Source organism: Thauera sp., assembly GCF_035444905.1.
Taxonomy (GTDB): domain Bacteria; phylum Pseudomonadota; class Gammaproteobacteria; order Burkholderiales; family Rhodocyclaceae; genus Thauera.
The window spans coordinates 24,120-36,902 of the sequence record NZ_DAOMPS010000042.1 but is presented as its reverse complement, the minus strand read 5'-3'; the positions used below and the strand labels follow the sequence as shown (position 1 = coordinate 36,902).

Annotated in this window: 13 protein-coding genes and 1 tRNA gene; 11 read left to right on the top strand and 3 right to left on the bottom strand. The window is 67.5% G+C overall.

Going from position 1 to position 12,783, the window contains the following annotated elements:
- Positions 1-14: 14 nt before the first annotated feature.
- Together PLC66_RS16650 and PLC66_RS16645 are read right to left on the bottom strand one after the other, a co-directional pair.
- A complete protein-coding gene (locus PLC66_RS16650) occupies positions 15-692 on the bottom strand; it encodes a DUF6538 domain-containing protein (RefSeq protein WP_324542393.1) in 678 nt (225 codons plus the stop codon).
- 120 nt (positions 693-812) lie between these two features.
- Positions 813-889 (bottom strand) — tRNA-Met (locus tag PLC66_RS16645).
- 236 nt (positions 890-1,125) lie between these two features.
- Here PLC66_RS16645 and PLC66_RS16640 point away from each other — a divergent pair.
- The 11 genes from PLC66_RS16640 (at position 1,126) to PLC66_RS16590 (ending at position 12,115) form a co-directional block, all read left to right on the top strand.
- The gene (locus PLC66_RS16640) at positions 1,126-1,452 is read left to right on the top strand and encodes a hypothetical protein (protein ID WP_324542391.1); all 327 of its coding nucleotides are present in this window, start codon (positions 1,126-1,128) and stop codon (positions 1,450-1,452) included.
- A gap of 58 nt (positions 1,453-1,510) precedes the next feature.
- Positions 1,511-2,863, top strand: a complete 1,353-nt coding sequence (miaB, locus tag PLC66_RS16635) for a tRNA (N6-isopentenyl adenosine(37)-C2)-methylthiotransferase MiaB (protein ID WP_324542389.1) — start codon at positions 1,511-1,513, stop codon at positions 2,861-2,863.
- A complete protein-coding gene (locus PLC66_RS16630; protein WP_324542387.1) occupies positions 2,864-3,892 on the top strand; it encodes a PhoH family protein in 1,029 nt (342 codons plus the stop codon).
- Positions 3,882-4,676 carry an rRNA maturation RNase YbeY gene (gene ybeY / locus PLC66_RS16625; RefSeq protein ID WP_503012230.1) on the top strand — a complete coding sequence of 265 codons (795 nt, stop codon included), beginning with the start codon at positions 3,882-3,884 and terminating at the stop codon, positions 4,674-4,676. Before PLC66_RS16630 ends, ybeY begins: the two co-directional genes overlap by 11 nt.
- Before the next feature lie 72 nt (positions 4,677-4,748).
- Positions 4,749-5,588, top strand: coding sequence for a CorC family transporter (locus PLC66_RS16620; protein WP_324542383.1), 840 nt, complete (start codon positions 4,749-4,751; stop codon positions 5,586-5,588).
- Positions 5,588-7,099, top strand: coding sequence for an apolipoprotein N-acyltransferase (gene lnt / locus PLC66_RS16615; RefSeq protein ID WP_324542397.1), 1,512 nt, complete (start codon positions 5,588-5,590; stop codon positions 7,097-7,099). Before PLC66_RS16620 ends, lnt begins: the two co-directional genes overlap by 1 nt.
- 76 nt (positions 7,100-7,175) lie before the next feature.
- Complete coding sequence (gene glyQ / locus PLC66_RS16610; RefSeq protein WP_324542381.1) at positions 7,176-8,102, top strand: glycine--tRNA ligase subunit alpha; 927 nt, start codon at positions 7,176-7,178, stop codon at positions 8,100-8,102.
- Positions 8,102-10,189 carry a glycine--tRNA ligase subunit beta gene (gene glyS / locus PLC66_RS16605; RefSeq protein ID WP_324542379.1) on the top strand — a complete coding sequence of 696 codons (2,088 nt, stop codon included), beginning with the start codon at positions 8,102-8,104 and terminating at the stop codon, positions 10,187-10,189. The genes glyQ and glyS overlap by 1 nt, the downstream gene beginning before the upstream one ends.
- A 64-nt stretch (positions 10,190-10,253) precedes the next feature.
- Positions 10,254-10,787, top strand: coding sequence for a D-glycero-beta-D-manno-heptose 1,7-bisphosphate 7-phosphatase (gmhB, locus tag PLC66_RS16600; RefSeq protein WP_324542377.1), 534 nt, complete (start codon positions 10,254-10,256; stop codon positions 10,785-10,787).
- 79 nt (positions 10,788-10,866) lie between these two features.
- On the top strand, positions 10,867-11,646 hold the full coding sequence (locus PLC66_RS16595; RefSeq protein ID WP_324542375.1) for a lysophospholipid acyltransferase family protein: 780 nt from the start codon (positions 10,867-10,869) through the stop codon (positions 11,644-11,646).
- A 94-nt stretch (positions 11,647-11,740) separates the two neighbouring features.
- Positions 11,741-12,115: a 4a-hydroxytetrahydrobiopterin dehydratase gene (locus PLC66_RS16590; RefSeq protein WP_324542373.1), complete on the top strand. Its 375-nt coding sequence runs from the start codon at positions 11,741-11,743 to the stop codon at positions 12,113-12,115.
- Positions 12,116-12,204: 89 nt separating this feature from the next.
- Here PLC66_RS16590 and PLC66_RS16585 read toward each other — a convergent pair whose 3' ends face one another.
- A complete protein-coding gene (locus PLC66_RS16585; protein ID WP_324542371.1) occupies positions 12,205-12,771 on the bottom strand; it encodes a phasin family protein in 567 nt (188 codons plus the stop codon).
- Positions 12,772-12,783 lie beyond the last annotated feature (12 nt).

The following is a 12,783-nucleotide window of genomic DNA, read 5'->3' as shown; positions in this document are numbered from 1 at the left end:
CGCGGTTTATGACCTCAGTATTTTACCGGCTCTGAATAAATCAGAGCATCCTTAGGGTCATCCAGAACGTGAACTTGAAACTTGTTGATATCGTCGGCGGTGATCTCATGGAGCGCCTTGTCCCCAATAACTTCGATCAGGGTTCGGACGTGGGGCAGGTGGTCATACTTTGCCGTGTCTTCGCCGTCGCGCCATGCCTTCGCCGCAATCTTCTCTGCCTTGTAGCCCTCCCACGCTTGGGAGATTGTCTTGCCGCCCTTGGGCTTCGCCGGCTGCGCACCCGCTCCCTTTGCTGCGATGGCGATGGCTAGTTCTCGTCGGTGTTGCTTGTGTGCTTGGGTTCGTTCTGTGGCGGCTTCCGCAAGATCAGCTTCGAGGCGTTCTATCTTGTCTATGAGGGCAAGCTTGGCCTTCGTGTGCCGGGTGAGTTCTTGTAGGCGTGCTAGATCGACTGAGGCGGGTTTTTCTTGGTCAGTCATACAGGAGAGGCTGCGCAGGTCGTTGAATGCTGCTCTGAACGCGATCCTGAGTGCTTGGGCCTTGTCGGCAGCCTCCCGCACGCGAGCTGTGTTCAGGCTGCGGTATAGCTCCCGCTGCTCGAACAGGTGCTTCAGGTCGGCGGGAATCGTGAGGCGGAAGTATAGGGTGCCGTGCCGGTTGCGGTGTAGGTTGGCAGGCAGTCGGTAGGCCATGCGCGCCCTCTGCGGTCAGGGCGTCCCGAGTGAGTCGGGACACCGATTCGGGGCACCGCGCCAGCGTGTGAGGGCGTAAACGAAAGAACCCGCTGACGAATCAGCGGGTTCCGAAAAGGGTGGTGGTGATGGGCAGAATCGAACTGCCGACCTACGGGTTATGAATCCGTCGCTCTAACCGTCTGAGCTACATCACCAACAGAGCGCGCGAATATAGCGGGTCTCTTCCGTGTGCGTCAATAGCTTCGTGCCACGAAGTGGCTTGTTGCAGAGGGCTTGCCGTCTGCCACAGTGCCCCGCTGCATGCGCCGCGGCGCCTCCGTCGGGCCGTTCGGACGTCTTGATTTATAAGGCTTTTGCATTGACATCGGCGGGGCGATCGGGGATCATCCGACGCCTGTTCCCTACCGTTCCGGATCTGTCCGGCTCGTCCTTGCGCCCGCATTCCCTCTCCGTACTGCTAGCCAGCGTGCTTGGCCTGGCGTCTTCGCTGGCCCTCGCCGGCTTGCCGCGGCTTTTTCCCGATGACGCGGCGAAGGCGAAGATGCAGTTCTCGCCCACCGGCGTCGTACAGGTCAAGGGCAAGGCGCTGCGCCTGAGCCCCGGTGCGCAGATCCGCGACACTGCCAATCGCATCGTGCTGCCCTCGCACATCCGCGGCGAATACACGGTGCGCATGCTGCTCGACAACGGCGGCCAGGTGCATCGGGTGTGGATCCTCACCCCGGAAGAGGCGGCGATGCCCGAGCCGAAGCGCTGATGGGTGCCGCGATGCCCGCCCCGCCGGCCGCAAGGCCCAGCCTGATTTCCCTTTCAAGATGAAAAAACTCTACATCCGCACCTTCGGGTGCCAGATGAACGAGTACGACTCCGACAAGATGGCGGACGTGCTCGGTGCCCACGAAGAACTGGTCAAGACCGACAACCCGGAAGAGGCCGACGTGATCCTCTTCAACACCTGCTCGGTGCGCGAGAAGGCGCAGGAGCGGGTGTTCCACGACCTCGGGCGGGTGCGCCTGCTCAAGCAGGCCAAGCCCGACCTCATCATCGGCGTCGGCGGCTGTGTGGCCAGCCAGGAAGGCGAGGCCATCGTCAAGCGCGCGCCCTATGTGGACGTGGTGTTCGGCCCGCAGACCCTGCACCGCCTGCCCAAGCTGATCGAGGCGCGCAAGCAGAGCGGGCGCTCGCAGGTCGATATCTCCTTCCCCGAGATCGAGAAGTTCGACGCCATGCCGCCAGCGCGCGTCGAGGGCGCGAGCGCCTTCGTGTCGATCATGGAAGGCTGCTCCAAGTACTGCACCTTCTGCGTCGTGCCCTACACCCGTGGTGACGAGGTGTCGCGCCCGCTCGAGGACGTGCTGGCCGAGATCGCCGGCCTGGCGGCGCAGGGGGTCAAGGAGGTGACCCTGCTGGGCCAGAACGTCAATGCCTGGCGCGGCGAGCTGGTGCGCGAGGACGGCGAGGAGGGCGACTTTGCCTTCCTGCTCGAGTGCGTGGCCGAGATCCCGGGCATCGAGCGCATCCGCTACACCACCTCGCATCCGCGCGAGATGACGCAGCGCCTGATCGACTGCTACGCCAAGATCCCCAAGCTCGTCTCGCAGCTGCACCTGCCGGTGCAGTCGGGCTCGGACCGCGTGCTGGCGGCGATGAAGCGCGGCTACTCGGTGCTGGAGTTCAAATCCATTGTGCGCAAGCTGCGCGCGGCGCGGCCGGATCTTTCCCTGACCTCGGACTTCATTGTCGGCTTCCCCGGCGAGACCGAGGACGACTTCGACAAGACCATGAAGCTGATCGAGGACATCGGCTTCGACGGCTCCTTCAGCTTCGTCTATAGCGCGCGCCCCGGCACGCCGGCGGCCGACCTCGAAGACCCGGTGCCGCAGGAGACCAAGCTCGCCTGGCTCGCCCGCCTGCAAAAGCGCATCGACGCGCAGTACCAGGCCAACAGCGAGGCCATGGTCGGCACGGTGCAGCGCATCCTGGTGGAAGGCACGGCGAAGAAGAACGCGGACGCCGAGATGATGGGCCGCAGCGACAACAACCGGGTGGTCAACTTCCCCGCGTCCTCGCCCAATCGCGACCGCCTGATCGGCCAGTTCATCGACGTGCGCATCACCGCAGCCCTGCCGCACAGCCTGCGCGGCGAGATCCTCACCCGGGAATCCTGAATGGCGAAAACCCTGGAAGTCTTCTTCGAGCCGGTGGACAACCCCCGGCTGGCCCGCCTGTGCGGCGTGCTCGACGAGAACCTGCGCCAGATCGAGAACGCCTTCGACATCACCGTCAGCCGCCGCGGCGAACATTTCACCCTCACCGGCCACCCGAGCCAGGTGCTGCGCGGCGAGATGGCGCTCAAGCACTTCTACGAGCGCGCCGACAGGGACTTGTCGCTCGACGACGTGCAGCTCGGCCTGATCGAGATCGGCAGCCGCGGCAACGCAGCGGGCGATGGCGCGCAGCCGGCGCCGGTGCTGCTGACGCGGCGCACCGAGCTGCACGGGCGCACGCCGCGCCAGGTCGAGTACCTGCGCAACATCCAGGAATACGACATCACCTTCGGCATCGGCCCGGCCGGTACCGGCAAGACCTACCTCGCGGTGGCGAGCGCGGTGGACGCCTTCGAGCGCGACCTGGTCGAGCGCATCATCCTCACCCGCCCGGCGGTCGAGGCCGGCGAGCGCCTGGGCTTCCTGCCCGGCGACCTCGCGCAGAAGGTCGACCCCTACCTGCGCCCGCTGTACGACGCGCTCTACGACCTGATGGGCTTCGATCGCGTGGGCAAGCTCTTCGAGCGCAGCCTGATCGAGGTTGCGCCGCTCGCCTTCATGCGCGGGCGTACGCTCAACAACGCCTTCATCATCCTCGACGAGGCGCAGAACACCACGCCCGAGCAGATGAAGATGTTCCTCACCCGCATCGGCTTTGGTGCCAAGGCGGTGGTCACCGGCGACCTCACCCAGGTCGATCTGGCGCGTGGCCAGCGCAGCGGCCTGCGCGAGGCGCGCACGGTGCTGGCGGAGGTGCGTGGCATCGCCTTCACCGAGTTCGGCAAGGAAGACGTGGTGCGTCATCCGCTTGTCGCACGCATCGTCGAAGCTTATGACGATGAAGCGGCGCGCGTCGAGCGCGCCAAGGCCGCCGCCCGGGCTCAACAACAGCAGGACAAGGACACGCAGGATGGCGAAGATGGCGAATAAGAAATCTTCAGACTCATCGACGCCGCGCATGCCGCGGGTGGTCGCGATCGCCGCCGATGGCAAGGCGACCAAGCTCAAGGCCGAACGCCTCGAGATCGATTTCGGCGACGGCCGCAAGCTGCTGCTGGCCTTTCCTGAGCGCGCCTGGGGCGACCTCGAGATCGAGGCCGACGCCGACGACGAGGCCGCCGTGCCGATGCTGTCGCTGCAGCCCGGCGCCTGCAATCTGCTGACCCTGCGGGTCGACGTGCATCACGACCTGGCCTTCGTCGACTCGCCCGATCTGCTAGGCCTGCCCGAAAGCGCGCATCCGCCAGTGCTCAAGCTCTCGGTGCAGAAGGCGGTGGAGGGCGAGGACAAGGCCAACGCGCCGAAGAAGAATCACATCCGACGCTGGGCGCAGGCCGCGCTGCAGCAGGACGCCGAGGTCACGGTGCGTCTGGTCGGTGCCGCCGAGGGCCGCGAACTCAACGACGAATACCGCAGCAAGGATTACGCCACCAACGTACTCACCTTCGTCTATGCCGGCGGCGAGGACCTGCCGGGGCGGGCGCAGACCGGCGCCGCAACGCTCAGCGGCGATCTGGTGCTGTGCGTGCCGGTGGTGGTGAAGGAGGCGGCCGAGCAGGGCAAGACGCTCGAGGCGCACTTCGCGCACCTCGTCGTGCATGGCATGCTGCATCTGCAGGGCTATGATCATGAGACCGAGGCCGATGCGGCCGAGATGGAGAAGCTCGAGACCGACATCCTGCGCGGCCTCGGCTATGCCGACCCCTACGCCTGATTGCAGACGGCGCGCTGGCGCCGTCGGCACGATCGGCCAACTGGTCTGAAGCGGAGATCCCGACCCCCCAAAATGGACAGTTCCCCTAAACCCTCATTACTCGAGCGACTTTCGGCCTTTCTCTCGCGCGAGCCGGAAGATCGCGATGAACTCCTCGCGCAACTGCATGCGGCTTTCGATCGCAACCTGATCGACGCCGATGCCCTCTCCATCATCGAAGGCGCCCTCGAGATGTCCGACATGCAGGTGCGCGACGTGATGGTGCCGCGCGCACAGATGGACTGCGTGCATCTGGACGATCCCATCGACGCGATCGTCAATTTCGCCATGGACACCGCACACTCGCGCTTCCCCGCCATCGGCGACGGCAAGGACGACGTCGCCGGCATCCTGCTCGCCAAGGACCTGCTGCGCTATTTCGCCGGGCGCGAGTTCGACCTGCGCGACATGCTGCGCCCGGCGGTCTTCGTGCCCGAATCCAAGCGCCTGAACGTGCTGCTGCGCGAGTTCCGCGTGTCGCGCAACCACATGGCGATCGTGGTCGACGAGTACGGCGGCGTCGCCGGCCTGGTCACGATCGAGGACGTGCTCGAGCAGATCGTCGGCGACATCGAGGACGAGTACGACTTCGACGAGGTCGGCGACAGCATCCGGCTCGACCACAGCGGCCGTTACCGCGTGAAGGCCACGACCGAGATCGAGGACTTCAACGAAGCCTTCGCCACCCATTTCAGCGACGAGGAATACGACACCGTTGGCGGCCTCGTCATCCGTCATTTCGGCCGCCTGCCCAAGCGCGGCGAGACGGTCGAACTCGAGGGGGTGAGGATCCAGGTGCTGCGCGCCGACAGCCGCCGGGTCTACACCCTGGTGGTCGAACGCCTGCCGCAGCCCGAGCCTGCCGCCGAGTGATGCGCCGGCGCGTGCTTGCCGCGCTGCTCGCGGGCGGCGCGTCGGTGTTTGCCTTCGCGCCCTTCGGGCTGTTTCCGCTTGCCTTCCTCAGCCTGGCCGTGCTGGCCTGGCTGCTCGGCGGCGCCACGCGCTGGCGCGAAGGCTTGGCGCTCGGCTTCGCCTGGGGTTTCGGCGCCTTCGCGGCCGGCGTGTCGTGGCTGTACGTCGCGCTCGAGCGCTACGGCGGCATGCCGATGGCGCTGGCGGCGCTGGCGATTGCCCTGTTCTGCGCCTATCTGGCGCTGTATCCGGCGCTGGCGGGCGCGCTGTTCGTGGCGCTGCGCCGGCGCCTGAGGCTGCAGCCGGCGCAGGGCGTGCGTGCGGCGATGCTGTTCGCGGCCTTGTGGCTGCTGTCGGAATGGCTGCGCGGCGTGCTGTTCACCGGTTTCCCCTGGCTGGCGATCGGCTATTCGCAGACGCCGCCGAGCCCGCTCGGCGGCTGGCTGGCGGTGGTCGGCGTGTATGGCGTGGGCGGGCTCACCGCCTTCCTGGCCGCGCTCGCCGTCATGGCGGACTGGCGCGCCCGCGCCTGGCCGGCGGCCTTGGCAGCCTTGCTGGTCCTGGCTCCGGGTGGCGCGCTGCTCGGGCGCGCGTGGACGGCGCCGGTCGGTGCGCCGGTGTCGGTCGCGCTGGTGCAGACCAATTTCGAGCAAAGCCTGAAGTGGGATCCGGACCATTTCGCCAGCGTGCTGCAGGCCAATCTCGACCTGGTGCGCGGGCAGTTCCTGCAGCCGGATCCGCCCGCGATCGTGGTGTTGCCCGAGACGACGCTGCCGACCTTGCTCGACCGCCTGCCCGAGGGCTATCTGGACTGGCTCGCGCAGCTCGCGCGCGAGGCCGGCGGCGACCTCGTGCTCGGCGTCTTCCGCCGCGACGAGCAGGGCCACATCTACAACGCCGCGCTGAGCCTGGGCCGCGCGCCGGTGCAGCATTACGCCAAGCAGCATCTCGTGCCCTTCGGCGAGTACTCGCCGCCGCTGTTCGGCTGGTTCTACCGCCTGGTCGATATCCCGATGTCGGACCAGACCCGCGGTGCGCCCGACCAGGCACCGATGCGCTTCGGCGACCAGCGGGTGGCGCTCAACATCTGCTACGAGGACTTGTTCGGCGCCGAGCTGATCCGTGCGTTGCCCGAGGCCACGCTGCTGCTCAACATCTCCAACCTCGCCTGGTACGGCGACTCGCTCGCCCAGCCCCAGCACCTGCAGATCGCGCGTGTGCGGGCGCTGGAGACCGGGCGGCCGATGCTGCGCTCGACCAACACCGGCATGACCGCTCTGGTGCAGCCGGACGGGCGCGTGGCCGGGGTGCTGCCCGAGTTCGAGCGCGGTGCGCTGCGGGTCGAGGTGCAGGGCTACCACGGCCTCACCCCGTACGCGCGCTGGGGCGACTTGTTCGCGATCGGGGCGGCGATGCTGGTCGTGGCGGCGGGCTTCGCGGCAGGCTGCGGATTCCGCCGCGCGCGCGCCTGACGCCCCTGTGCACCCCGAAGCCCGTTAAAATCACGGCTTTTGCGTGCGCTGCGCAGCCCGGAGGCTGCCCGAGACCATGACCACCGAATCCAGACTCGTGAAACCGACCTTCCAGCAAGTCATCCTCACCCTCCAGCAGTTCTGGGGCGAGCGCGGCTGCGTGCTGCTGCAGCCCTACGACCTCGAGGTCGGCGCCGGCACCAGCCACACCCACACCTTCCTGCGCGCGATCGGCCCCGAACCCTGGAACGCCGCCTACGTGCAGCCCTCGCGCCGCCCCAAGGACGGCCGCTACGGCGAGAACCCCAACCGCATGCAGCATTACTACCAGTTCCAGGTGGTGATGAAGCCCTCCCCGCCCGACCTGCAGGAGCTCTATCTCGACAGCCTGCGCGCGCTCGGCATCGACCCGATGGTGCACGACATCCGCTTCGTCGAGGACGACTGGGAGAACCCCACCCTCGGCGCCTGGGGCCTGGGCTGGGAAGTGTGGCTGGACGGCATGGAAGTCACCCAGTTCACCTACTTCCAGCAGGTCGGCGGCCTCGACTGCAAGCCGGTGCTGGGCGAGCTGACCTACGGCATCGAGCGCCTGGCGATGTACCTGCAGGGCGTGGAGAACGTGTATGACCTGGTGTGGGCGGTCACCGCCGACGGGCGCAAGGTGACCTACGGCGACGTCTACCACCAGAACGAGGTCGAGCAGTCGGCGTTTAACTTCGAGCACAGCAACGTCGACTTCCTGTTCTCGCTGTTCAACAACTACGAGTCCGAGGCCAAGCGGGTGATGGAGGTCGGCCTCGCGCTGCCGGCCTACGAGATGGTGCTCAAGGCCGCGCACACCTTCAACCTGCTCGACGCCCGCGGCGCCATCTCGGTGACCGAGCGCGCCGCCTACATCGGCCGCATCCGCAATCTGTCGCGCGCGGTCGCCCAGGCTTATTTCGAATCCCGCGAAGCCCTCGGCTTCCCGATGCTGAATGCTGAAAAGGAGGCCGCGTGATGACCAGCGCGACCCTGCTCGTTGAACTGCTCACCGAAGAACTGCCGCCCAAGGCCTTGCCGCGCCTGGGCGAGACCTTCGCCACGAAGATTGCCGAGGGCCTGAAGGCCAAAGGGCTGGCGCCTTCTGATGCCGCCTTCCGTACTTTTGCCAGCCCGCGCCGGCTGGCGGTGACGGTGGCGCAGGTGGCTGCTGAAGCCGCCGCCAGGGAGGTCACCGAGAAGCTGATGCCGGTGTCCGTGGCGATCGACGCCGAGGGCAAGCCGACCCCGGCGCTGCTGAAGAAGATGGAAGCGAAAGGTATCTCAGTTGATGCCGTCGCCGGCTTCGAGCGCCGCATGGACGGCAAGGCAGAGGCGCTGTTCCACACCGCCATGGTGCCGGGCGCGAAGCTCGCCGACGTGCTGTCGGGCATCGTGCAGGACGCGGTCAAGGCCTTGCCCATCCCCAAGGTCATGCGCTGGGGCGATGGCGACGCCACCTTCGTGCGCCCGGTGCACAAGCTCACCCTGCTGCACGGCGCCGACGTGGTGCCGGGCCGCGTGCTCGACCTGGAGGCCGGCCGCAGGACGCGCGGCCACCGCTTCATGAGCCGTGGCGACATCGACATTGCCACCGCCGACGCCTACGAGCCGACCCTGCTTGCCGAAGGCAAGGTCATCCCCAGCTTCGCCGAGCGCCGCGCCGACATCGAGCGCCAGCTGCTCGCCGAGGCGGCGAAGCAGGGCGCATTGCTGAATGAATACGACGACCTGCTCGACGAGGTTGCCGCACTGGTCGAGCACCCGACGGTGTACGTGGGCGAGTTCGAGGCCGAGTTCCTCGCCGTGCCGCAGGAATGCCTGATCCTGACCATGCGCGCCAACCAGAAGTATTTCCCGCTCTTCGATGGCGCCGGCAAGCTGCTCAACCGCTTCCTGATCGTCTCCAACATGCGGGTGGCGGACCCGAGCAACATCATCGCCGGCAACGCCCGCGTGGTGCGCCCGCGCCTGTCGGACGCGCGCTTCTTCTTCGAGCAGGACAAGAAGCAGACCCTCGAGGCGCGCCTGCCGCGCCTCGCGCCGGTGGTCTATCACAACAAGCTCGGCAGCCAGCTCGAGCGCGTCGAGCGCCTCGAAGCGCTGGCCGGCGCGATCGCCGCGCAGCTGCATGGCGATGTCGCCGCTGCCGGGCGTGCCGCGCGCCTGGCCAAGGCCGACCTCGTCACCGACATGGTGGGCGAGTTCCCCGAGCTGCAGGGCATCATGGGCCGCTACTACGCGCTCGCCGACGGCGAAGGCGAGGTGGTGGCCGACGCCATCCAGGCCCACTACCAGCCGCGCTTTGCCGGTGACGCGCTGCCTGCCGGCAACGTCGCCGCCGCGGTGGCGCTGGCCGACAAGCTCGACGCCCTGGTCGGCTTCTTCGGCATCGGCATGGTGCCGACCGGCGACAAGGACCCGTTCGCGCTGCGCCGTGCCGCGCTCGGCGTGCTGCGCATCCTGATGGAGGTGCCGCTGCCGCTCGAGCTGCCCAAGCTGATCGACACCGCCGCCGCCGGCTTCAAGCCCGGCCTGCTCAGCGCCGAGGGATTCGCCGCGCAGCTGCAGGACTTCATGCTCGAGCGCCTGAAGAACCTGCTCCGCGAGGGTGGCCGCGACGGCGCGGTGATCGACGCCGTACTGGCCTTGAAGCCCGTGCGCATCGACCTGGTGCCGGCCAAACTCGGCGCGGTCGAGGCCTTCCGTGCGCTGCCCGAGGCCGAGGCCCTGGCCGCCGCCAACAAGCGCATCGTCAACATCCTGAAGAAGGCCGACGGCACGCCGGGCGAGCCCGATATCGCGCTGCTGCAGGAGGCGGCCGAGAAGGCGCTGTTCCATCAGGTGCTCGAGGTCGCGCCGCTGGTGCGCTCGCACGTCGCCAACGAGGACTACACCGACGCGCTGTGCGCGCTCGCCGGCCTGCGCGCGGCGGTGGACCAGTTCTTCGAGGACGTCATGGTGATGGCGGAGGAGCCGCTGACGCGCCAGAACCGCATCGCGCTGCTGGCCCAGCTCGCCGGCTTGATGAACCAGGTGGCGGACATCTCGCGCCTGTCGGCCTGACCCGCCCGCGCGCCGTCCCGCGACGGCGCGTGCGGCAAACCACCCGGGGTGAACGACCATGCCGATGAAGCTCATCATTCTCGACCGCGACGGCGTCATCAACGCCGACTCGGAGCAGTTCATCAAGTCGCCCGATGAATGGCGGCCGATTCCGGGCTCGCTCGAGGCCATCGCCCGCCTCAACCAGTGGGGCTGGCGGGTGGTGGTGGCCTCCAACCAGTCCGGCATTGGCCGCGGGCTGTTCGGCATGGACACGCTCAACGCGATCAACGAGCGCATGGTGAAGAGCCTGGCGCAGGTCGGCGGCCGGCTCGACGCCATCTTCTTCTGTCCGCATGCGTCCGATTCGACCTGCGACTGCCGCAAGCCCGGGCCCGGCCTGTTCCTGCAGATTGGCGAGCGCTTCAACGTGGACCTGGCCAACGTGCCCTGCGTCGGCGACAGCCTGCGCGACCTGCAGGCCGCCGTCGCCGCCGGTGCCCAGCCCTACCTCGTGCTCACCGGCAAGGGCCAGTCTACGCACGAGAGCCCGGAGCTGCCGCCGGCGACCCGGGTGTTTCCCGACCTCGATGCGGTGGCCGCGTCCCTGACCGCCTGAGCGTGCGCATGCGCCGACCCGCCTGGCGGGCCAGCGTCGGTGCCGCGCGCATCGCCCCAAATTTCTGCAGAGTCCTGCCGTGCATCTGATCCGCTCCTTCCTGTTCGCCATCCTGCTGACGCTGATCACCGTGCCCTACGCGATCTTCGCCACGCTGATCTTCTGGCTGCCGCCGATGACCCGCCATCGCCTGATCACCTCCTGGGTGCCGGTGATGATGTGGGTCATCCGCCACGTGCTCGGCATCCGCTACCGCGTGATCGGGGCGGAGAACATGCCCACGGTGCCGTCGGTGATCCTGGCCAAGCATCAGTCGGCGTGGGAAACCATTGCGCTGCAGCAGATCTTTCCGCCGCTGTGCTACGTGCTCAAGCGCGAGCTGCTGCGCGTGCCCTTCTTCGGCTGGGGGCTGGCCAGCATCCCCGGCATCGCGATCGACCGCGCGGCGGGCAAGGACGCCTTGTCGCAAGTCGTCGAGCAGGGCCGCCAGCGCCTCAAGGAAGGGCTGTGGGTCGCCGTCTTCCCCGAGGGCACGCGGGTGGCGCCCGGCACCGTGCGGCGCTACAAGCCGGGTGGCGCGATCCTCGCCAAGCGTGCCGGCGTGCCGGTGGTGCCGGTGGCGCACAACGCGGGCGAGTTCTGGCGGCGCAACGCCTTCATCAAGCGCCCGGGCGAGATCATCGTCAGCATCGGGCCGGCGATCGACGTCAAGGGGGTGAAGGCCGAAGAGATCAACCTGCGCGCCGAAGCCTGGATCGAGGGCGAGATGCGCCGCCTGTTCCCGCACCACTATGCCGGTGAGGCGGCGGCCGGCAGCCCGGCGCAGGGCGCCGACGCGCGCGACGGCGAGGCCGGCTGAGGCCTGTTCCTTACCGTGTCTGCCGCGCGTGCCGGACATGGACGGCGGCGACGGCGCTCGCTACATTGAAAGCCCCAACTCCAAGGAGGCTGACATGAGCGACAAACTGCCCGCACTGACGGAAGGCGAAATCCGCCAGCGGCTCGAGCGCGAGTTGCCGCACTGGTACCTTGAAAACGGCTGGATCCGCCGCAAGTACCGCACCGAAGGCTGGAAGGGCACGCTGATGGTGGTCAACACCGTGGGGCATCTGGCCGAGGCCGCCTGGCATCACCCGGACCTCGCCGTGTCCTATGCCTTCGTGATCGTCAAGTTGTGCACCCACTCCTCGAAGGGCGTCACCGAGCGTGATTTCGCGCTGGCAAGGAAGATCGAGGACGTGATCCAGTGGCAGCCGGGGCGCGAGGGCGGCGTGCTCGAGGGCACGCCGAACGAGGATCAGCGCTTTCGCTACATCAAGTACGACTGATCTCCCGGCGCCCGGTAAACGCAGAACGGCCCCTCATCGAGGGGCCGTTCCGGTACTGCAGACCTCAGCAGGCGAACCTGCGTGGGGTATTAGGCAGCCTTCTTGGAGGCGGTCTTGGCGGTGGTGCTCACGGCCTTGACGGTGGCGTTGGTCGCGGCGGCCACGTTGGCTTCGGCGATCTCGGCGACCTGCTTGGCAGCCTTGCTCATGCTGTCGTAGGCGCTGTTGGCGGCGGCGATGGCCGACTTGACGGCAGCGACGGCGACGTCCGAACCGGCGGGAGCCGACTTGGCAGCCTTGTCCAGCGCGGAAGCCACGCCCTTGTTCAGCTCGGCGACCTGGCTTTCGAAGACCTTGGACATTTCTTCCTGGCTCTGCGAGCTGATCTCGTAGACGCTACGGGCGTAGGCGACGGCCTTCTCGACGATCGGCTGGGCCAGCGAAGCTTGCAGGTTCACCAGCTCCTGCACGTCCTTGGCAGCCAGCAGGGCCTTGGTGTTGGCCACGCCGTCTTCGAGGATCGAACGGGCTGTGTTCAGGTTCAGGGCGGCCAGGCGCTCGGCGCTGGCGAAGGCGGTGTTGGCCAGGGTCAGCATGGTTTCGATGTTGGCCTTGTTGGCGGCGGCGAATTGCTCGGGGGCGACGAAGTTGCTCATTTGGATCTCCTT

Coding starts and splice junctions, on each gene's coding strand:
- lnt (WP_324542397.1), top strand. CDS start 5,588: ATGCGCCGGCGCGTGCTTGCCGCGCTGCTCGCGGGCGGCGCGTCGGTG.
- miaB (WP_324542389.1), top strand. CDS start 1,511: ATGAAAAAACTCTACATCCGCACCTTCGGGTGCCAGATGAACGAGTAC.
- PLC66_RS16650 (WP_324542393.1), bottom strand. CDS start 692: ATGGCCTACCGACTGCCTGCCAACCTACACCGCAACCGGCACGGCACC.
- PLC66_RS16620 (WP_324542383.1), top strand. CDS start 4,749: ATGGACAGTTCCCCTAAACCCTCATTACTCGAGCGACTTTCGGCCTTT.
- gmhB (WP_324542377.1), top strand. CDS start 10,254: ATGAAGCTCATCATTCTCGACCGCGACGGCGTCATCAACGCCGACTCG.
- glyS (WP_324542379.1), top strand. CDS start 8,102: ATGACCAGCGCGACCCTGCTCGTTGAACTGCTCACCGAAGAACTGCCG.
- PLC66_RS16585 (WP_324542371.1), bottom strand. CDS start 12,771: ATGAGCAACTTCGTCGCCCCCGAGCAATTCGCCGCCGCCAACAAGGCC.
- PLC66_RS16630 (WP_324542387.1), top strand. CDS start 2,864: ATGGCGAAAACCCTGGAAGTCTTCTTCGAGCCGGTGGACAACCCCCGG.
- PLC66_RS16590 (WP_324542373.1), top strand. CDS start 11,741: ATGAGCGACAAACTGCCCGCACTGACGGAAGGCGAAATCCGCCAGCGG.
- ybeY (WP_503012230.1), top strand. CDS start 3,882: ATGGCGAATAAGAAATCTTCAGACTCATCGACGCCGCGCATGCCGCGG.
- glyQ (WP_324542381.1), top strand. CDS start 7,176: ATGACCACCGAATCCAGACTCGTGAAACCGACCTTCCAGCAAGTCATC.